A 20,173-nucleotide genomic window follows, 5' to 3' on the forward strand; every position below is an offset into this window, starting at 1 on the left:
GAGCGAGGCTTGCCCGCGAAGAACGATAGCGCGGTGATTCAGTAACACCGCCTGGCGTTCTTCGCGGGCAAGCCTCGCCCCGAGGTCTGAAATCGATCAACGTATCTGATGCTTGTGCAACAACCGGTAGAAGGTAGGCCTGGATATCCCCAGCACCTTGGCGGCGTTGCTCAAATTATCGCTGTGTCGATTCAGCACATCGCACAGGGCCTGGCGCTCTGCCCGGCACTTGTAGTCTTCCAGCGTGCCCATCGGCGTGGCAATGGCCTGTTGACTGATCAATCCCAGGTCCCGGGCTTCGATCTGCCGCCCTTCGGCCAGCACCAATCCGCGCCGTACCCGGTTGGCTAACTCGCGGACATTGCCCGGCCAGTCATGCTTTCCCATGGCAATCAGCGCGTCTTCACTGAAGCTTCGCGGCCGACGACCGGTTTCATGACTGTAGAAATGGGAAAAGTGATTGGCCAACATCGAGAGATCACCGTGGCGTTCGCGTAATGGCACGGTGAGGACCTGCAAGACGTTCAAGCGGTAGTAAAGGTCTTCGCGAAAGCGTTTCTTCTCGATGGCCGCTTCAAGGTCGACATGGGTCGCCGCCAATACCCGCACATCCACTGGAATGGGGTGATGTCCTCCCACACGCTCAATGTGTTTTTCCTGCAGGAAGCGCAGCAGATTGGCTTGCAGTTCCAAGGGCAAATCACCGATTTCATCCAGAAACAACGTTCCGCCGTTAGCCGCCTCGATCCGCCCGACCTTGCGCTGATGCGCACCGGTAAAGGCGCCCTTTTCGTGACCAAACAGTTCGGACTGGATCAAGTGTTCGGGAATCGCGCCGCAGTTGATCGCCACGAACGGTTTGCTGTGACGCTGGGATTGTCGATGCAGGGTGCGAGCAACCAATTCCTTGCCAGTCCCGCTTTCGCCGCGAATCAGCACCGGGGATTCGGTGGGAGCCAGTTTGCTGAGCAATTTGCGCAACTCGCGAATCGGTTTACTGTCGCCAAGCAGTTCATGTTCAGGCTGATCGATATGAACCGTACCCTGGCCACGCAAGCGTGCCATGCCGAACGCTCGGCCCAGGGTGACCTGAACCCGTGAGACATCGAACGGCAGGGTATGGAAGTCAAAAAACCATTCACAGACGAAGTCCCCGACATTTTGCAATCGCAGGACTTCCTGATTCAGCACCGCAATCCACTCGGTACCGCTTCGGGTGATCAATTCCTTGACGGCTTCCGGGCGCTCCAGATGAAACGGCTGCAACCGCAACAGGCCGACATCGCAGGTTCGTTCAGTGGCGTTTTCCAGCGTACAGCTGTCAACATCCCATCCAACGGCGCGTAAACCCGGCAACAAGCGGTGGCAGTCGTCGCAAGGATCCACTACTAAAAGACGTCGTAAGGCAGGCGCTTCAATCATGACTGTTCCTTGACGCCAAATTTAGGAAATATTAGTAAAAACAGTCATTTGGCGGGCTTCGATGTAACACTAGCAAGAATTTGACGCGAGCTTGTATCAATTGCTTATAGGGTGGTTTGCTTATTAGTTATAAGAAATCGGTTGGTTAGTTGCCTAACGGATTGAACCTTTCATTCAGCTTTCAGAAACAGCCTGAACAGTGAATCAATCAAGGAAAGTTGAAATTTCTTTTGCTTGTGTGTGACCTAAACCCCGGTTGCGGACATCAGTACAAGTAACCAGCCGAACGGTAAGCCCAACCGACGGCACATCACTTGTTTGGGCATAGAGAGAGAAGATCCCATGAACGCCCCGCTCCGTATCAACGAAGCACTTTTGATTGCTGACCGCGCATTCCAACCCTTTCATTGCGTGGCCTGGGCTCTACAAGACGGTAGCGAACTAAGCCTGGCCATCATTGATCGCACCAACACACGCATCAGCTGCAAACAAATTCCAAGCAGCGCTTATTCCGATCCAGAGCAATTCGAACACGTGCTGGAAGAAGCCCGTGCCGAGTTGAGCCAGGAAGGTTACACGCTGCAATCATGGTCCATGCCGCACTAAGTGTTTTCGCGGATTGCCGTCCGGCAATCCGCGCCCCTTCTTTTTAGTTGACGATTTTCTATCGTCAACTGCGCAACACCCTCCCCTGTTTTCAACTTCTCACCGCCGGATTACTTGGCAGGCTCTTCAGTGGTTCGAAAAGACACTGTTCTGGCACAAAACGTCCTCTCTTCGGCTCATGAAAACAGTTGTGCGCCGGGTCATTCAGGGATTGAATGTTTTGCTCATGCAGTCCCCCTCCGGGCTCCCGGATAAGGACGACTGGCAAGGAGATGCATGCATGTCACCCCAGACTGCTTTTGCCTTACCTGCAACCGTGAATGGCGCCGAACGGCTCGATGCGAGTTTCGCTGGCACCGGCAAGACTCAAGTGTATTTTTCCGGCAGCCTCTCCAGCATGGCCAATGACATTGCGATTGACCCTGTCGGCCGATTGCTGGTGGCGGCAAGAGTCGGTACGCCGGGCGGCCATCGCTTCGGCCTGGCCCGGCTGCTGGCAGATGGTTCGGCGGATCTGGCATTCAGCAAACAAGGCAGCATCAGCGGGCAGTTCGTCCACGGCTTCGAGGCCATGGCCGGCAAGGTGCGGATATTGGCCGACGGGCACATTCTGGTGGCCGGCCTGCATTACGAAAATGCTCACCGTACGCTGCCCGCCCTGGCGATGTTCGATCAGCAAGGTTGCCCGGTCCAGGATTTTGGCGTCAATGGATGCTGTGTGGTGCGCCTGCCGGGTGATCTTTCCCGAGGCGTTCGCGATGGCTGGTTACCACGCGGCGTGCCGGGCGCTGAGGCCTGTGATGTCTGCGTGCAGGACGACGGTCGAATCCTGATGCTGGCCAATCATCACTTCGACCTGGCCGATCACGCCGGCATGCTGATACGACTCAACGCCGACGGTTCGCTGGACGAGAGTTTCAACGGCCATGGTTTCGTCATGGTCCGGCACCTGTTAATGAACACCTGGCTCTGCAGCTTGATGGTGCAGCGCGATGGCCGGATTCTGGTGAGCGGAACAATCAATGTTCCCGAAGAAGCTCTGCTGGCGCGTTACCACCCGGATGGCCGGCTGGACGACCGCTTTGCCGTGGATGGTTTCATGACCTTCAAGGCGCGCGGACAAAGCGCTCGTGTCTGTCAGATCGTCCAGCATGAAAACGGTGATTTGCATTGCTTTGGCAGCAGTCGCGACCCGATGCTCTGCCTGTCTTTGAAAATTCACAGCAATGGTCGACCGGATACTCATTGCAACGGTGGCCAGCCAAAGCTATTGGGCGTCGGCCGCAGCGACTGCCACTGGACCGCCGCCGGGGTTCAGCCGGACGGGCGAGTGCTGACTGTCGGAGCGACGGTCGGCCGGGCCGAAGCAGACCTCGTTTTTGCCCGGTATTTACCCAGCGGGCAACCCGATCGCAGTTTTGCCAAGGGCATTGGCTGGTTTCGCACACGCCTGGGTCACGGTCCGCATACGGCCAATTCATTGGCCATTCAGGCCGACGGTCGCCTTGTCATCGGCGGCTATTCCCTGGGCGCAAACTGCCGCGCGGTCGTCGCGCGTTATCAATGTTAGGTCTACAGGGTTTTGCGCACTTGATCTTCTGTTGTTCTTACGGCAACTTGCGCGCTTCTTAATACAAGGAGTAGCCGATGTCCGGTTCAATGGCTCAGGCTTTCGCGCATAACTTTCTCGGACACTCACCTCGTTGGTACAAGGCGAGCATTATCGGCTTCCTGATTCTCAACGCTCTGGTGTTGTGGACGGTCGGGCCGGTGGCGGCCGGCTGGTTATTGGTGGTGGAGTTCATTTTCACCCTGGCCATGGCGCTCAAGTGTTACCCGTTGATGCCCGGCGGGTTGCTCCTGGTCGAAGCATTGCTGCTCAAAATGACCACGCCCCAGGCGCTCTATAATGAGCTGGTGCATAACTTTCCGGTGATCTTGCTGCTGATGTTCATGGTGGCAGGCATCTATTTCATGAAAGACCTGCTGCTGTTTCTCTTCTCGCGCTTGTTATTGGAGGTTCGCTCCAAGGCGCTGCTGGCGTTGATGTTCTGTTTCCTGTCTGCATTTCTGTCGGCGTTTCTCGATGCATTGACCGTGACCGCCGTAATCATCAGTGCCGCCGTAGGGTTTTATTCGGTGTATCACCGCGTCGCCTCAGGCCACGATCCGCGCCAGGACGCCGAGTTCAGCGACGACCGGCATTTACCCGCCCTTCATCATGCCGACCTCGAACAGTTCCGCGCTTTCCTGCGCAGCCTGCTGATGCACGGCGCCGTCGGTACCGCGTTGGGTGGTGTGTGCACCCTGGTTGGCGAGCCGCAGAACCTGTTGATCGGCCATGAAATGGGTTGGCACTTCGCCGAATTCTTCTTGAAAGTTGCACCGGTGTCGTTGCCGGTATTGGCAGCCGGTCTGGTGACTTGCGTACTGCTGGAGAAACTGCGCTGGTTCGGCTATGGCACGCTGCTGCCAGACAATGTCCGTGCGGTACTGGCCAATTACGCCGCCGAAGACAACGCCGAACGCACTGTACGTCAGCGCGCTGCGTTGCTGGTGCAAGGGATGGCGGCACTGATTCTGATTGTCGCGCTGGCGTTTCACGTTGCCGAAGTTGGCTTGATCGGTTTGATGGTGATCGTGCTGATCACTGCGTTCACGGGCATTACCGATGAACATCGCATCGGCAATGCCTTCAGGGATGCCATGCCGTTCACGGCGCTGCTGGTGGTGTTTTTCGCGGTGGTGGCGGTGATTCAGGATCAGAAATTATTCGCGCCGGTGCTTCATTGGGTGCTGGCCCTTCCGATCGATCAACAGCCAGGCATGTTGTTTATTGCCAATGGCTTGCTGTCGGCCATTAGCGACAATGTGTTCGTGGCGACCATTTACATTACGGAAGTGAAACAGGCTTTCCTCGCCGGCCAAATGAGCCGCGAACAGTTTGAAATCCTGGCGATTGCAATCAATACCGGCACCAACCTGCCGAGCGTGGCAACGCCCAATGGTCAGGCGGCCTTCCTGTTCCTGCTGACCTCGGCGATTGCCCCGCTGGTTCGTCTGTCGTACGGGCGGATGGTATGGATGGCGCTGCCTTACACCGTAGTAATGGGTGTGTTGGGCTGGTATGCGGTGAGCTACTGGCTGTAACAGCTCCTACAGGAAACGGATGGGCTGTCACGTTATCTCGCTCATCCGACGCTGTGCCAGACGCGGCCATCGCGGGTGAGCAACTCATCAGCAATCTTGGGACCGTCTTCGCCGGCCGCGTAGCTCTCCACCGACTCGTCCTGCTGCCAGGCGTCGAGGAATGGCTGCACGGCGCGCCAGCCGTTCTCGATGTTGTCGGCGCGCTGGAACAGCGTCTGATCGCCAGTCAGGCAATCGTAGATCAGGGTTTCATAGCCGGTCGACGGCTGCATCTGGAAAAAATCCTTGTAGGCAAAACCCAATTCGATATTGGCCATGTTCAACGCCGGCCCCGGCCGCTTGGCCAGCAAGTCGAACCACATGCCTTCGTTGGGCTGAATCTGAATCCGCAGGTAGGTCGGCTGCAGCTCATCGACTTCGGTGTCGCGGAACTGCGCATAAGGCGCCGGCTTGAAGCAAATGACAATCTCGGTGTCGCGCGCGCTCATGCGCTTGCCGGTACGCAGGTAGAACGGCACGCCGACCCAGCGCCAGTTATCGATCATGACTTTGAGCGCGACATAGGTTTCGGTCGTGCTGTCGGGCGCCACGTTGGTTTCCTGGCGATAACCGGGCAGTGGCTCGCCATTGATTTCGCCGGCGGTGTATTGGCCGCGCACCGAGTTGGCTCGCGCTTCCTCGATCGACCAAGGGCGGATCGCGCCGACGACTTTGGCTTTCTCGCCGCGTACCGCATCGGCGCCAAAAGCGGCCGGTGGCTCCATGGCCACCATCGCCAACAATTGGAACAGGTGATTGGGCACCATGTCGCGCAGGGCGCCAGTGACCTCATAAAAACTGCCACGGGTTTCCACGCCGACGGTTTCGGCGGCGGTGATTTGCACGTGGTCGATGTAATGGTTGTTCCAGAAGGCTTCGAACAGGCTGTTGGAGAACCGGCTGACCAGAATGTTCTGCACGGTTTCCTTGCCCAGATAGTGATCGATCCGGTAGATCTGCTTTTCCGTCATCACTTTGAGCAGGCACGCGTTCAAGGCTTCTGCGGTATGCAGATCGGAGCCGAATGGCTTTTCGATTACCACCCTTCTGAAAGCGTCGGGTGTTTCTTGCAGCAATCCGGCAGCCCCCAGACGCCGCACCACTTCGCTGAAAAAACGTGGCGCGGTGGCCAGGTAGAAAATCGCATTGCCCGTGCCGCTGGCGGCGATTCTCGCCGCCAGCGCTTCGTAGGTACGTTCGTCAAGGAAGTCGCCCTGGACGTAGCTGATGTGCTTGGCCAGTTTGGCCCACAACGCCGGATCAAGGGCTTGATCGCCCTCGCCGACCTTGGCCGCCACTTCCGCCCGAATGAAATCTTCGAGTTTTTTGGCGAAGGCTTCGTCACTGATAGCGTTGTGATCAACGCCGATGATCCGCAGTCCATTTCCCAGCAAACCGTCGCGACTCAGGTTGTACAGCGCCGGCATCAGCAAGCGCTTGACCAGATCACCATGGGCACCGAACAGAAACAGCGTGGTAGGCGGTGCGGGTTCTGCCTTGGATTTCCTGCGGATCACATGGGTCATTTTTTCGGGGTCTCCACATGGCCGCCGAAGCCGAAGCGCTGGGCCGAGAGAATCTTGTCACCAAAGGTGCCCTGCCCGCGCGAACGGTAGCGCGAGAACAGCGAGTTCGACAGCACCGGTACCGGCACCGATTGTTCCATTGCGGCTTCGATGGTCCAGCGACCTTCACCGCTATCAGCCACCGAGCCGGAATAGCCGTCGAGTTTCGGGTCGCTGGCCAGTGCGTCGGCGGTCAGGTCGAGCAGCCAGGACGACACCACGCTGCCACGACGCCAGACCTCGGCGATGTCGGCGACGTTCAGGTCGAAACGTTGATCTTCCGGCAGGTGGGTGCTGGCTTTGGTCTTGAGGATGTCAAAGCCTTCGGCGAAGGCCTGCATCATTCCGTATTCGATGCCGTTATGAATCATTTTCACGAAATGGCCAGCACCGGCCGGGCCTGCATGGATGTAACCGCGCTCGGCGCGATCGTCATCGGACTGGCGATCCTTGGTGCGCGGGATATCGCCCATGCCCGGAGCCAGCGTTTCGAACAGCGGGTCCAGACGCCTAACGGTGTCGGCATCGCCACCGATCATCATGCAGTAACCACGCTCCAGGCCCCAGACGCCGCCGGAGGTGCCGACGTCGATATAGTGCAGGCCTTTTTCCGACAGGGTTTTGGCCCGGCGGATGTCATCCTTATAGAAGGTGTTGCCGCCGTCGATGATGGTATCGCCCGCTTCAAGCAAGGTGCTCAAGGTGTCGATGGTGTCTTCGGTCGGTGCGCCGGCGGGCAGCATCACCCACACCGCGCGCGGTTTGGCCAGGCCAGCGACCAGGGCTGGCAAGTCGGCCACACCGGTGGCGCCTTCTTCAGCCAGGGTAGCGACAAAGGCGCTATTGCGGTCGTAAACAACGGTGGTATGTCCGTTGAGCATCAGGCGCCGCGCAATATTACCGCCCATGCGGCCCAGTCCAATAATCCCGAGTTGCATGTACTGATGCTCCCTACTACAAATAAAGTGTGTCAAAGGTTATAGCCCAACGCGACTCATTCGAGTTAGTCCGGCGTATGGGGAATGAAGTTTCCGGGCATTGTGCCCGATCCAGACTGATAACGTCGGGAATCGTACCGAAGACACAACGACCATGAAAAATAAAAAAGTTCCCTTCAGGGGCAAAAGAAATCAAAATTGGCGCCGATAGTAAGGTCGCCCCCGATTTCGGGAGCGACCTTACAGTTGAGACAGCCATTTGCGAGGTGAGCAATGGGCACCGTACACACAGCACTGCCAGCACAAACCCTTTACGTCACGATCCGTCGCGATGAACTGCGCCAATTGAAAGACGAACGCGACCAATTGAAACGGGAAGTCGCGCAATTGCGTCTGCTGACCCAGGGTAACCAGGCTCAACCTTTGCCTGTCACCCAACGCGCGCCCCACGCCTGACCCCCTCGTTTGAATCGGAAGCAGCCGCTGCTGTTTCCGACTCGCTGCAAACCTGCCAGCTACCGGCCAACTCACAAAGTTTTCACACCTTCTTGTCGATACTCCGGCCCATTGTGGCCGCGCGGTATCCGCGCGGCGTCCGTTCGTCTGCAACAAAGAGAGTGCCGACGACTGAAGTAACTATCAGGCTGGAGTGCTGAATGGCTTTGTTTAAACGCAGCGAAACGTCTGCGAAAGGTTTTGATTGGACAGGATTTCTGTGGTTATTTCTGTTCTTCTGGTATTTTTCAGGTATCACCCAACTACTGATCCAACTGACGGGCACCTCCGGTTTTGCCGGTTTCCGCCAGGCCTTTGTGATGAGCGCCATCTGGCTCGCGCCGATGCTGCTATTCCCTAGGCAAACACGCGTGATGGCTGCGCTGATCGGCGTGGTGCTGTGGGCCTGTTCGATGGCCAGCCTCGGTTATTTCTTCATCTATCAGCAAGAATTTTCCCAGAGCGTCATCTTCATCATGTTCGAATCGAACGTGTCTGAAGCCGGCGAGTACATGACCCAGTATTTTGCCTGGTGGATGGTGGCCGCATTCCTCGCCCACACCGCGTTCGCCTATTTCCTCTGGACCCGCTTGCGTCCGGTCTACCTGCCACGTGGCCAGGCCCTGGTCGCGGCGACAGCGATTCTGCTGGCGGTGGTCGGTTACCCGATGATCAAGCATACGTTGCGCGCCGGTAGCCTGGCGGGCGGCTTCGAGAAGTTCGAAACCCGTATCGAGCCCGCGGTGCCGTGGCAAATGGCCGTGGCCTATCACCGTTACCTCGACACGTTGGCCGGCATGCAAGCCATGCTCGACAGCACCAGCAAAATTCCACCGCTCAAGAACCTCACCGATTCGATGACCAATCAGCCGGCGACCTTGGTGCTGGTGCTCGGTGAATCCACCAACCGTCAGCGCATGAGCCTGTACGGCTACCCTCGGCAAACTACCCCCGAACTGGACAAGCTGAAGGATCAACTGGCGGTTTTCGATAACGTCATTACCCCGCGCCCCTACACCATCGAAGCGTTGCAGCAGGTACTGACGTTTGCCGACGAGGAAAACCCCGACCTTTATCTGTCCACACCGTCGGTGGTGAGCATGATGAAGCAGGCGGGTTACAAGACCTTCTGGATAACCAACCAGCAGACCATGACCAAGCGCAACACCATGCTCACGACCTTCTCCGAGCAGGCGGACGAGCAGGTGTACCTGAACAACAACCGCAACCAGAACGCCGCCCAGTACGACGGCGACGTGATCGAGCCGTTCAACAAGGCTTTGGCTGATGCGGCGCCACGCAAGCTGATCGTTGTGCATTTGCTCGGCACGCACATGAGCTACCAGTACCGTTACCCGCCGACATTCAACAAGTTCACTGACCGCCAAGGCGTTCCGGACGGTGTGCGTGACGATCAGGTGCCGACCTACAACAGCTATGACAACGCAGTGCTGTACAACGACTTCGTGGTGTCGAGCCTGATCAAGGATTTCGCCAAGTCTGATCCGAACGGCTTCCTGCTGTACCTTTCCGACCATGGCGAAGACGTCTTCGATTCGGTCGGTCACAAAACCCTGGGCCGCAACGAGAGCAAACCAACGGCACCGATGTACACCATTCCGTTCATGGCCTGGGCTTCGCCGAAATGGCGCGAAACCCATGACTGGAGTTTCGCCGGTGACCTGAGCCGGCCATACAGCAGTTCTCAATTGATTCACACCTGGGCAGATCTGGCAGGCCTGAGCTTCGATGAACTGGACCGCAGCAAAAGCCTGGTCAGCGACAGCTTCAAGCCTCGGCCATTGATGATCGGCGACCCTTATGCTCGCAAGCAGCGGCCACTGATCGACTTCAGCCTGATGAAGCCCAAGGGCGCGGCTGTCTCGCCGACAGTCGTTCAGCAGTAATTCTTTTGTAGGAACCAGGCTTGCCGACGAAGGCGCACTTAAAGACGCCTTCGCCGGCAAGCCTGGCTCCTACAAAAAGCGGTTCATCAGGACTGCGAATTAAAGCGCTTTGATCCAGAACAGCATCCGCCCGTGCGCCGGGTCGAACATGCCGGGCGAGAAACCGAATTTGCCGTAAGCGGCTTGAGCCACCGCGTTACCTTCCAGAACCTCCAGGGTAATTTTGCAGCAACCGCGCTGGCGCGCGATGTCTTCGACTTTGTGCAACATCTTCTGGCTCAGCCCCAACCCGCGAAACTTCGATACAACCGCCACATCGTGCACATTCACCAACGGTCTGCAGGCGAAGGTCGAAAAACCTTCAAAACAGTTGACCAACCCTGCGGGCTCGCCGCCGACAAACGCCAGTACGCTGAAAGCATGAGGACGTTTGGCCAGCTCCCCCGGCAATTGTTGCAATCTATCGGCGGGTAGCGGATGACCGCCGCCCATCGGATCTTCGGCGTAGTGATTCAATACCAGGCAAATCGCCTCGGCATGCACCGGGTTGGTATAGCTGGCTTGAAGCACAAGAATTTCTGCGGATTCCATTTCCACCTCAATCACCAAGTTACCCCAGCTCGCTTCTTGCGCACTGAAAGGTCTGTCGACCTTATCCTGAGAGCCGGGGCGCCGACAACCGGATCCTGTTCTCTGTCAAACGCCCCAGATCAATGCCTCGGTCCATCCCAACTCGGCAAAATCCTCAGCCCTCAGTTTTGCCTCACCGGCACAGAAAAACTCGTCCAGTTGCGGCGGCTTGACCCGGGTGCCACTGAGCATCGCGTGAACCTGCCCGCGATGATGAATCTGATGCTCGAACAAATGGGACAGCATGCGCAAACGGCTGTCATGTTGCGGGGTGTCGCGCGCGATGGTCACGAGCCGTCCGAGGTCTGCGTCGCGCAATTGCTCGCAGTAGGCGATCAGTCGACGGTCCACAAGCGCTTGTTCGCGCTTGAGATCGGTACCGTGGGTGAACGGTTCATCTTCGTTGAAAAAGACGTAGCAATCGGGGTGCGGTTCGTCACCGCGCAACTCCCGCTCCAGTGCGTCCACATAAAACCAGTCACAGGTCAGGATGTGATTGAGGGTCGCGCTGAGGCTGGGAAAGAAACTGACTCGCGGCGCCGCCAGTTCGGCCGGGCTTAGCTGAAGCCAGGCCTTGGCCAGTCGATGATTGGCCCAGGCGTTCTGATAGGCCATGGTCAGCAAATGGTGGGACAAGGGCTGATTCATGTTCGCTCCTCACGGATATCAAGCCTCAGCGTAACGTTGTAGCTGCATTTCCTGAAGACGACTAAGGGTGCGGCGAAACGGAAACGCCAGATAGCCCTCGGTGTACAGCGCCTCCATCGGCACCTGCGCCTCGAGGTACAGCGGTACCTTGCGGTCGTAGCATTCGTCCACCAGGGCGATGAACCGGCGCACGCCGTCGTCATGCACCGACAACTGCGGCAACTCGCGATCACCCGCCGCCACCCGTTCGACCCCGTCTTCAGTGCCGCGAGCGATGCGCCCTTCGCGTTTTTGCGCGCTGAGGTTGGGCACGTCGCTCAGCAGAATAGCGCTGAAGGTGTCGCACAGGGCCATGAAGTCCATCGCGGCAAATGGCTGCTCGCAGAGTTCGGAATAACGGCACCAGAGCACCGTTTGACTGGCCTGCATGACGCTGACCGAACGGAAACCGACATTGACCGCCTCACCGGACAGCGACTGGCCAGCGGTCAAGGCTTTGAACACCTCGCTCAGCGCGCCGGGCTGCCCCGCTACGTTCACCCAGTAACGCTGCAGGCCGGGGCCAGGGTGCAAGCGATGATCTGCCCCGCCATCCACCGCTATCACCTGCATATGCTGCTTGATTGCAGCAATAGCTGGCAGGAGCCGCTCGCGATTGAAGCCATCTGCGTACAGCTGATCCGGCGGTTGATTGGAGGTGCAGACCACCACCACGCCTTGCTCGAACATCACCTGAAACAAACGCCCGAGGATGATCGCGTCACCGATGTCGTTGACGAACAGTTCATCGAAACACAGCACGCGCACTTCCTGGCTCAGCTCCCGGGCCAGCGCTTTCAATGGGTCGGCGGTGCCGGTCAATTGAAAGGAGCGCTGATGCACCCAGCCCATGAAATGATGAAAGTGCTGACGTCGGGCCGGGACGCGCAGGTTTTGATAGAACTGATCCATCAACCAGGTCTTGCCCCGCCCAACGGGGCCCCAAAGGTACACGCCGGTGACGGGCGCGCGGTTTTCGTGCAAGGCTTCATGGCATTTTTGCAGCGCCCACACAGCATGTTCCTGAGCTTCGTCCTGGACGAAGCCCTTCTGTTCGATGGCGTGTTGCCAGGCGCTTAAGGGAGAGTCGACATTCATGCGCGGCAGTATACGTTTCTTCGGCTGCTGGTGAAGCCTGGGCCGTAGAGCCCGCTTCGGCAGGCCTGCGGTTACAGCGAGATGTCCAGCCGGGCAATCTTGCCCTGTTCATTGAGGCGGAACATGTAGCGCAGTTCCAGCGGGCTGCCGGGAAAGGTACCGGAGATCAGGTTGTGCACCAGCACTTTGCCGGTGCGCAGCTGAACGTCCAGCACCTCGACCCGGGGCTGATAGCGTTGTGCGGTGTCTTGCATCCATTGGGCGATGGCTTGCGTGCCGACTTGATGCTGCCCCTCATCGAACACATTGGCATCCTCAGCGAAGAAACTGGCAACCCTCGACGTGTCGCGAGCATTGGCAGCGGCAATGTAAGCGGCGATGGCGGGGGCCAGTGAAGAGGCTGGATTGGACATGTTTACGGCTCCTTGTGAGTTGATTCTGGAGCCATGCTAAAACAAGCCTCTGTCAATTCTTGTCAGGAGTGAAGCGCCCTGTTTCGTCGAGTTGCATCTGCTTGCGCCAGGTGCGCAGCAGGTCGCTACGCCGCCCCGGATAGCGTTGGCCCTGCTCGTTGGCGGAGGAAATCCGGTCGGTGCGAAACGTGCGGTAGGCACTGCGCAATTCACACCAGGCGACGATGATCCGCACTTCGTTGAGAAAGCCCAGGGCCAGTGGCCAGATCAGCCGCTGACTCGGCACTTGATTGGCGTCCGCGTAGTCGATGTGCAGCTTGGCCTGATCGCGGATGGCTTGGCGAAACACATTCAAAGGCACGGCATTTTGCGGATAGCCATAACCCGGCGGCCCCGGCAGCACCGTCGGGTTGCGCAAAGCCTCCTGGGCGGTGGGGTCGAGTACCGCGGCGATTTTGGCCAGGGCATCGGCAGCGGCTTTGCCCAATACCTCATCGCCACGCTGATCCACGTAGCGCAACCCGAGCACGATGGCTTCGGTCTCATCGGCATTGAGCATCAAGGGCGGCAGGAACAGACCGCTGCGCAATACATAGCCGATCCCCGCCCCGCCAAAGATCGGCGCGCCGAGCGCAGTGAGTTCCGCGATGTCGCGGTACAGCGTGCGTTCGGAAATCTCCAGTTCGCTGGCCAATGTCGCCGCCGTCACCGGACGACTCTTGCCCCGCAGTACTTGTAACAAGGTCAGTAAACGACTGGTTCGCGACACGGTCGGCAGGCTCTATTCCTGATAAGTCGTCGCAGATTAGCAGAGGCTGTTGTCAGAAACTGGCAGGAGCGATTGGTCGGCCTGAAAAGCTTCGCGGGCAAGCCTCGCTCCTACAGGGTTTGTGTCGAGCCCAACTCACACGGCAATCGCTGAATCAAAACTACCGATCGACCTTGTGCCTGGCCGCATACAAACACAGCATCTCCATCGCCAATGTCGCCGCTGCCAGTGAGGTAATGTCCGCGCTGTCGTAGGCTGGTGCCACTTCCACCACGTCCATGCCCACCAGGTTGATCCCGCGCAACCCGCCGAGAATCTCCAGCGCCTGGAGTGTGCTCAAACCGCCGCACACTGGCGTTCCGGTGCCCGGCGCGAAGGCCGGGTCGAGGCAGTCGATGTCGAAGGTCAGATACACCGGATGATCACCGACCCGCGCACGAATTGCCTCGACGATCGCTTCGCACCCTTGCCGATGCACCTGCCGCGCATCCAGTACTTGAAAGCCTTGATGATCGTCATTGGTGGTGCGCAACCCGATCTGCACCGAGCGCGACGGATCCACCCAGCCTTCTTTGGCCGCATGCCAGAACATCGTGCCGTGATCGACACGCTTGCCCTCCTCATCCGGCCAGGTGTCGCTATGGGCGTCGAAGTGAATCAATGACAACGGGCCATGCTGACGGGCATGAGCCTTGAGCAGCGGATAACTGATGAAGTGATCGCCACCAAACGTCAGCATCGCGCAACCACCGCTCAGGATGTGCTCGGCATGGGCTTCGATGCTGTCCGGCACCGACTGCGGCGTGCCGTAATCGAAGGCGCAATCGCCGTAATCAATCACCGCCAGGTGATCGAACGGGTCGAACGTCCACGGCCAATGGCGCTCCCAGGCGATCCCGGTGGAAGCCGTCCGAATGCCGCGCGGTCCGAAACGCGCGCCGGGGCGGTGGCTGGTGGCAGTGTCGAACGGCACACCGCTGACCACCACATCGACGCCGCGCAAGTCGCGACTGTAGCGACGGCGCATGAAACTGGTGATACCGGCGTAGGTGCTCTCGGCGGCAGTCCCGTAAAGACTGTCGCGGGTCATGGCCTGATCGTTCTGTGCAGGGACGTCCATGGTGTGTTCCTTATTGTTGTCTTATTGGCGGCTACGGAAAGTGGTCCACAGGCGGGTGCGCTGACGCATGTCCTTGAGGCTCATGCTGCGGTCGGCGTACAACCGGTCCCGCACCTCGCTCGGTGGATAGATGTCGGGATCGCTGCGCACGGCCTCATCCACCAACGGCGTCGCCGCCCGATTGGCCGTGGCGAAGAACAGCGTATTGGTCAGTGCGGCAACGGATTCGGGGCGCAACATGAATTCGATGAAGGCCTGGGCGGCTTCGGGGTGCGGCGCATCCTTGGGAATCGCCAGGTTGTCTTGCCACACCAGCGTGCCCTCCCGCGGAATGCGGTAGGCCACCTCGAACGGTTTGTCGGCCTTGCGCGCCTGATCGGCGGCCATGCTCGCGTCGCCGTTGTAGGTCAATGCCAGGCAGACGCTACCATTGGCCAGATCGTTGATCTGCCGGCCAGTGGCGACGTACAGCACCGACGGCTGTAACTGACGCAACAGCGTGTCGGCGGCTGTCAGATCAGCCTTGTCGGTGCTGTAGGGATCTTTACCCAGATAGTGCAACGCCAGGCCGATCACCTCTTGCGGCGAATCGAGAATCGCAATGCCGCAGTCTTTCAGCTTGCTGGCGTATTCAGGTTTGAACAGCAAGTCCAGGCTGTTGAGGGACACGTTGGGCAAGCGCTGCTGCACAGCTTCGACATTCATCCCCAGCCCAAGGGTGCCCCAGGTATAAGGCACGCCATAACGATTGCCGGGGTCGACCGCCGCCAGTTTTTCCAGCATGTCCGGGTCTAGGTTGGCGTAACCCTTGAGGCCATCGTGAGCAATTTCCTGCAACGCGCCCGCCGCCAGCCCACGGGCCAGAACGCTGGACGACGGCACCACCACGTCGTAACCGCTGCCGCCGGTGAGCAGTTTGGTTTCCAGCACTTGCGGCGCATCGAACGTGTCGTAGCGCACGTGGATACCGGTTTCCTTTTCGAACCGTTGCAAGGTCTCAGGGGCGACGTAATCGGCCCAACTGTAGAGATTGAGGACTTTTTCCTCTGCCTGGGCCGGCACGGCCATGGCGAGGAACAGTGCGGGTAAACACAGCTTGATGAGCGCAGCCATGACAAACACCTGACCGGAGGAAGTGGTTGCAGGATGCGTCCTCAGTTACATTGGAAAAATACCAAGTTAGTTATCCTGACTTTATTGCGGAGTAATGTTTGATGCTCGGTCAAGTTCATGACCTCGACCTGCACCTGTTGCGCCTGTTTGTCAGCGTGGTGGAATGCGGTGGTTTCAGCGCGGCTCAAGGGGAGTTGGGGCTGAGTCAATCGAGCATCAGTCAGCAGATGGCGAGGCTCGAAACCCGGCTCGGTTATCGGCTGTGCAGTCGCGGCAAGGGCGGATTCAAAATCACTCCCAAGGGCGAACAACTGCTCCTTGCCATTCGCGCCCTGTTCGAGTCGATTGAAGCGTTCCGTCATCAATCCAACGGTGTGGCCGGACGCTTGATCGGCGAAGTGCGCCTGGGCTTGTCCGAAGCGCTCGATCAGTCAGTGTTGCAACGGGTTGCCGAGGCGATCCGGCGCTTTCGCGAACGCGATGAATCGGTGCGTATCGAGTTGATCAGCGCCATGCCCGGTGAAATGGAACGGCTGTTGCTGCAACAACGGCTGGACCTGGCGATCGGCTATTTCTCACAGGCCCAGAGCGCTTTTGACTACCGCGAACTGTTCACTGAAACCCAGCACTTGTACTGCGCCCCGGGGCATCCACTGTTCACCGATCAGGCACCTGACGATCAAGCGCTTCAGGCCTGCGACCGGGTCGATCACCCTTACCGCTTCCTGCGCAGCGACGAGCCATTTCAGGGGAAGATGTGTTCGGCCCGTTCCGAGCAGGTCGAAGGCACCCTCGCCTTTATTCTTTCCGGCAAGCACGTTGGTTACTTGCCTGATCACTTCGCCCGTAGCTGGGAAAGCAAAGGGTTGCTGCGCGCTATACGCCAAGGCGATATGAGTTTCGAGGTGGCGTTCCGTCTGGCCCGCCATCGCGCGCAGGTGCCGGGGGATGCGCAAAAAGCTTTTGAGGAGGATCTGCTTGCGGCGTTTGCTTGACGATCAAAAGAACGCAGCCTCATTGCACTCGACAGCTTTTACAGAGTAAACCTATGCAGGAACCTGCCGAAGGCTGCGATCTTTTGAACTTGTTCGGCCCTTTTTCTTTACGAGAACCTGTCCATGCGCAGATTGTTCGCCCTGTCTCTGTCCCTCCTGTTGCTCTCCCTGAGCGCCTGCGCCCTGTTCCCCCAACACGACCCGCTGAACATCAACGTGGTTGGTATCGAGCCGCTGCCAAGTCAGGAACTGGAAGTGCGTTTCGCGGTAAAACTGCGCGTGCAGAACCCCAATGAAACGGCGATCGACTACAACGGCGTGGCCCTGAATCTGGAGGTGAACGGTCAATCCCTCGCCTCCGGTGTCAGCGACCAGTCAGGCTCGATCCCACGTTTTTCCGAAGCGGTGATGGTGGTGCCGGTGAGCGTTTCGGCTTTCTCGGTGCTGCGTCAGACCCTCGGCCTGGGTCAGACACAGACACTGAACAATCTGCCTTACGTGCTTCGGGGCAAACTGGCTGGCGGCGTGTTCGGCACGATGCGTTTCGTTGATCGCGGCAAACTCCGCCTGCCGGGGCCGACTACCGACACCTGGTAATGTTCACGGCTCAGCTCGCGGCTTGACCGGATCGATCACCTGGGTCACACAATGTTTGAGGCCTTCTACATGCCAGTTGGCCCACAGCCGACCTTGCCCGGTGCTGTCATCATCCGGCTCTATCGCCAGCCAGTTTCGAGCGGCGATCAGGTAACGTCCCCGTGAACCGATGGGCAACATGGTTCCGGTGATGCCGTAGTCGATCTGTTCCTGGTGCTTGCCAATGGACTCCAGAAATTGCACCGCCAACACCGGTGGCGCAGGATGCACGACCCCGGTCGAAATCAATTGGTAGATCAATCCCGAACCATCGTAGCGATGACGGGATAACGTCGATTCGATCACGCAGGCCCCCGCCACATGTACATCACCGGACACCAGCGTGACCTTGCATGACTCGGCATGGGCGAAATCCAGCAGTCGCATGATCAACCGCTTGCGTTCGTCCCGGTGGGGCGGGCTTCGCCAATGGTCGCGCAAATCGTCCTCGAGCTCCTGCTGCCCCGAAATCAGGTCCAGCGCCTTTTCGGCCGCCTGCAAATCGAGGTAACCCACGGGAATACTCGACATCAGCAGCAAGTGCTTGTGCGCCTTGACCTTGCCCAGCCAGGCATAAATTGCATCCCAACTGGCGGGTGAAATGATCCGGGTTCGCCCGGCCGGCGCAGTGGTCAGATCCGGCGCACGCTCGCTGCGCAAGTCGGGAACCAGCAATGCCAACTCACCCAGGCCGGTGAACCCCAAGTGAAAGCCGTCAGCGGTGTCGGGTATTGCACAGGGATGGGTATCGGCCGATGGTTTGAGGTGAGGATGAGTCTGGATCAGTTGCTGCTGGAAAATCCTGAAATAGCGTTTGGCCGTGGCAAACAGCCCCTGGAACACCGGGCTTGAATGCAGTATCTCATCGTAGGAACCCCAGCCATCGATGATGTCATGGTCATCCCACATCATCACCGTCGGCACGGCGCTGAGCAATTTCGCGACCTCAGGCTGCTTCCAGCGCTCCAGGTAAAGTCTGGCGAAGAACTTGTCCAGATCGGCTTCGATCACTTTGCTGTAGACCGCCTTTTGCCGTTCGGCGAAGGGTTTGGCAAACCATGTTTTCATCGACGATATATTGCTGCGCATATCGTCGCTGTAAACCTGATCGCCCCCCATCAACAACAGGTGATAGGGCTTGCTTTGATGAGCCCCCCACATGTGCTCCCAGCGCTCATGATTCCTGTCTACCTTCTCCATGTCCCTGGGGTTCGAAAAGCCGTTGCACGACACATAGGCCAGGCGCGGTGACTGGCCCTCGGCCGGAACGACGAAATTGGCCTGCGCGTCCTCTATCCTGATCGTGTAAGTGCTGGCAACCGCCTGGTCTTGCAGCGCTTTGAAATCGATGCGCCAGACACGGAACTGAGGACTGAGCAACGGGATATCGGCGATGGCCAACGGTTTGCCGCCAGTGACACCGCCGGGTACTTTTACGCTGGGTGATGACGCGCCCAAGGGCAAAACCACTAACGCCGACACGTTATAGACATTACTGTTGACGCCACGAAATTGCAGAATCGGGCCGAGTAACAAACTCATGGACAGTCCATCCGTTGACAGGTGTGTGAATGCCTAGAGACTAGACGACAATCACGCCCCCTCAGGTTTACGTATTGAACCGCACGCCCGGTTTGGCCCGCTCATCCACCGTCAATTCAAAGACGTCCGGGCGCGCGTAGTGCCCGACCACATCGTAGTCATAACGGGCGCGGATCAGGTCGTCAGTAACGATTTCGGCACACAGCAAACCCGCCTCGTCACGCAGCGGCCCGGCGAGAATGTCGCCCATGGGCCCGACAATCACGCTGCCGCCAGCAATCAGCGGGCGTTGCGCCGGCCAGTTGGCGATGTCCACGCCCAAGGCTTGCGGTGAAGCCTGGACCTGACAGGCGCTGATCACAAAGCAGCGTCCTTCATGGGCGATGTGACGCATGCTGACCTGCCACATTTCCCGCTCGTCCACCGTCGGCGCGCACCAGACCTCCACACCTTTGGCGTACATCGCGGTGCGCAGCAGCGGCATCATGTTTTCCCAGCACACCACGGCGCCTATTCGCCCGACCTGGCTGTCAATCACCGGCAAGGTCGAGCCATCGCCCTTGCCCCAGATCAGCCGTTCGGTGCCGGTGGGCATCAATTTGCGGTGCTTGGCGACCAGCCCGGCCAGCGGATCGAAATACAACGCGGTGCAATATAAGGTGCTGCCCGCCCGTTCGATCACCCCGATCACGAGGTTGGCGCCCGTGCGTGAGGCCAATCCGGCCAAGGCTTCAGTCTCGGCACCGGGCACATCGATGGCGTTGTCGAAATACCGCGCAAACGCTTCACGGCCTTCCGGCAGTCGATAGCCGAGTTGCGTGCCGAAACCCTCGCCCTTGGGATACCCGCCAAGCAACGCTTCCGGCATGACCACCAGCGCGGCGCCGGATTCGGTAATGGCGGTTTCCCAGCAGAGGATTTGATCGAGGGTTTCAGCCTTGCCGCCGGGCAAGGCACCGATTTGCAGGGCAGCAACAATGGACTTGGGCATCTGAAGACTCCGTCAGTAATGAGGTGTTGCTCATTGTCCGGCGCCACAGGATCATGA

19 protein-coding genes are annotated in these 20,173 nt (G+C 58.6%); 7 read left to right on the forward strand and 12 right to left on the reverse strand.

Annotated features, from left to right (window positions below; all coding sequences use genetic code 11):
• Positions 1 to 96: 96 nt before the first annotated feature.
• On the reverse strand, positions 97 to 1,422 hold the full coding sequence (locus FHW68_RS00195; protein ID WP_095631745.1) for a sigma-54 dependent transcriptional regulator: 1,326 nt from the start codon (positions 1,420 to 1,422) through the stop codon (positions 97 to 99).
• Between the two features lie 342 nt (positions 1,423 to 1,764).
• Here FHW68_RS00195 and FHW68_RS00200 point away from each other — a divergent pair, with 342 nt between their 5' ends.
• The 3 genes from FHW68_RS00200 (at position 1,765) to nhaB (ending at position 5,178) form a co-directional block, all read left to right on the forward strand.
• On the forward strand, positions 1,765 to 2,028 hold the full coding sequence (locus FHW68_RS00200; RefSeq protein WP_095631746.1) for a hypothetical protein: 264 nt from the start codon (positions 1,765 to 1,767) through the stop codon (positions 2,026 to 2,028).
• 280 nt (positions 2,029 to 2,308) lie between these two features.
• The gene (locus tag FHW68_RS00205) at positions 2,309 to 3,598 is read left to right on the forward strand and encodes a hypothetical protein (protein WP_183678025.1); all 1,290 of its coding nucleotides are present in this window, start codon (positions 2,309 to 2,311) and stop codon (positions 3,596 to 3,598) included.
• 77 nt (positions 3,599 to 3,675) lie between these two features.
• Entirely contained in the window at positions 3,676 to 5,178 is a 1,503-nt protein-coding gene (gene nhaB / locus FHW68_RS00210) for a sodium/proton antiporter NhaB (protein ID WP_095631748.1), read from the forward strand.
• Positions 5,179 to 5,219: 41 nt separating this feature from the next.
• Here nhaB and zwf read toward each other — a convergent pair whose 3' ends face one another.
• Both zwf and gnd read right to left on the reverse strand, forming a co-directional pair.
• Complete coding sequence (zwf, locus tag FHW68_RS00215) at positions 5,220 to 6,743, reverse strand: glucose-6-phosphate dehydrogenase (RefSeq protein ID WP_095631749.1); 1,524 nt, start codon at positions 6,741 to 6,743, stop codon at positions 5,220 to 5,222.
• Positions 6,740 to 7,720, reverse strand: coding sequence for a phosphogluconate dehydrogenase (NAD(+)-dependent, decarboxylating) (gnd, locus tag FHW68_RS00220; protein WP_183678027.1), 981 nt, complete (start codon positions 7,718 to 7,720; stop codon positions 6,740 to 6,742). Before gnd ends, zwf begins: the two co-directional genes overlap by 4 nt.
• Before the next feature lie 273 nt (positions 7,721 to 7,993).
• Here gnd and FHW68_RS00225 point away from each other — a divergent pair, with 273 nt between their 5' ends.
• Both FHW68_RS00225 and FHW68_RS00230 read left to right on the forward strand, forming a co-directional pair.
• A complete protein-coding gene (locus FHW68_RS00225; RefSeq protein ID WP_008069248.1) occupies positions 7,994 to 8,176 on the forward strand; it encodes a DUF6026 family protein in 183 nt (60 codons plus the stop codon).
• Between the two features lie 200 nt (positions 8,177 to 8,376).
• The gene (locus FHW68_RS00230) at positions 8,377 to 10,122 is read left to right on the forward strand and encodes a phosphoethanolamine transferase CptA (protein ID WP_183678028.1); all 1,746 of its coding nucleotides are present in this window, start codon (positions 8,377 to 8,379) and stop codon (positions 10,120 to 10,122) included.
• Between the two features lie 99 nt (positions 10,123 to 10,221).
• On the opposite strand, the gene FHW68_RS00235 is transcribed toward FHW68_RS00230, so the two are convergent.
• The 7 genes from FHW68_RS00235 to FHW68_RS00265 form a co-directional block, all read right to left on the reverse strand.
• Positions 10,222 to 10,713, reverse strand: coding sequence for a GNAT family N-acetyltransferase (locus FHW68_RS00235; RefSeq protein ID WP_095631752.1), 492 nt, complete (start codon positions 10,711 to 10,713; stop codon positions 10,222 to 10,224).
• 105 nt (positions 10,714 to 10,818) lie between these two features.
• Positions 10,819 to 11,400, reverse strand: coding sequence for a DinB family protein (locus FHW68_RS00240; protein ID WP_183678030.1), 582 nt, complete (start codon positions 11,398 to 11,400; stop codon positions 10,819 to 10,821).
• Between the two features lie 18 nt (positions 11,401 to 11,418).
• Positions 11,419 to 12,537, reverse strand: coding sequence for a cell division protein ZapE (gene zapE / locus FHW68_RS00245; RefSeq protein WP_183678032.1), 1,119 nt, complete (start codon positions 12,535 to 12,537; stop codon positions 11,419 to 11,421).
• A gap of 71 nt (positions 12,538 to 12,608) precedes the next feature.
• Entirely contained in the window at positions 12,609 to 12,950 is a 342-nt protein-coding gene (locus FHW68_RS00250) for a nuclear transport factor 2 family protein (RefSeq protein ID WP_007897370.1), read from the reverse strand.
• Between the two features lie 52 nt (positions 12,951 to 13,002).
• Entirely contained in the window at positions 13,003 to 13,719 is a 717-nt protein-coding gene (locus tag FHW68_RS00255; RefSeq protein ID WP_183678034.1) for a YafY family protein, read from the reverse strand.
• 160 nt (positions 13,720 to 13,879) lie between these two features.
• Positions 13,880 to 14,839 carry an agmatinase gene (gene speB, locus FHW68_RS00260; protein WP_095631414.1) on the reverse strand — a complete coding sequence of 320 codons (960 nt, stop codon included), beginning with the start codon at positions 14,837 to 14,839 and terminating at the stop codon, positions 13,880 to 13,882.
• A gap of 21 nt (positions 14,840 to 14,860) precedes the next feature.
• The gene (locus tag FHW68_RS00265) at positions 14,861 to 15,952 is read right to left on the reverse strand and encodes a polyamine ABC transporter substrate-binding protein (protein ID WP_183678036.1); all 1,092 of its coding nucleotides are present in this window, start codon (positions 15,950 to 15,952) and stop codon (positions 14,861 to 14,863) included.
• 101 nt (positions 15,953 to 16,053) lie between these two features.
• On the opposite strand from FHW68_RS00265, the gene FHW68_RS00270 reads away from it, so the two are divergent.
• Together FHW68_RS00270 and FHW68_RS00275 are read left to right on the forward strand one after the other, a co-directional pair.
• Positions 16,054 to 16,947 (forward strand): LysR family transcriptional regulator, encoded by an 894-nt coding sequence (locus tag FHW68_RS00270; protein ID WP_095631416.1) that lies wholly within the window; start codon positions 16,054 to 16,056, stop codon positions 16,945 to 16,947.
• Between the two features lie 123 nt (positions 16,948 to 17,070).
• Positions 17,071 to 17,544, forward strand: coding sequence for an LEA type 2 family protein (locus tag FHW68_RS00275; RefSeq protein ID WP_095631417.1), 474 nt, complete (start codon positions 17,071 to 17,073; stop codon positions 17,542 to 17,544).
• Positions 17,545 to 17,547: 3 nt separating this feature from the next.
• On the opposite strand, the gene FHW68_RS00280 is transcribed toward FHW68_RS00275, so the two are convergent.
• Entirely contained in the window at positions 17,548 to 19,125 is a 1,578-nt protein-coding gene (locus FHW68_RS00280) for an alkaline phosphatase D family protein (RefSeq protein WP_095631418.1), read from the reverse strand.
• A gap of 67 nt (positions 19,126 to 19,192) precedes the next feature.
• A complete protein-coding gene (locus FHW68_RS00285; RefSeq protein ID WP_183678038.1) occupies positions 19,193 to 20,116 on the reverse strand; it encodes a carbon-nitrogen hydrolase family protein in 924 nt (307 codons plus the stop codon).
• Positions 20,117 to 20,173 lie beyond the last annotated feature (57 nt).

The organism is Pseudomonas sp. Tn43, from assembly GCF_014192635.1.
Classification (GTDB): Bacteria; Pseudomonadota; Gammaproteobacteria; order Pseudomonadales; family Pseudomonadaceae; genus Aquipseudomonas.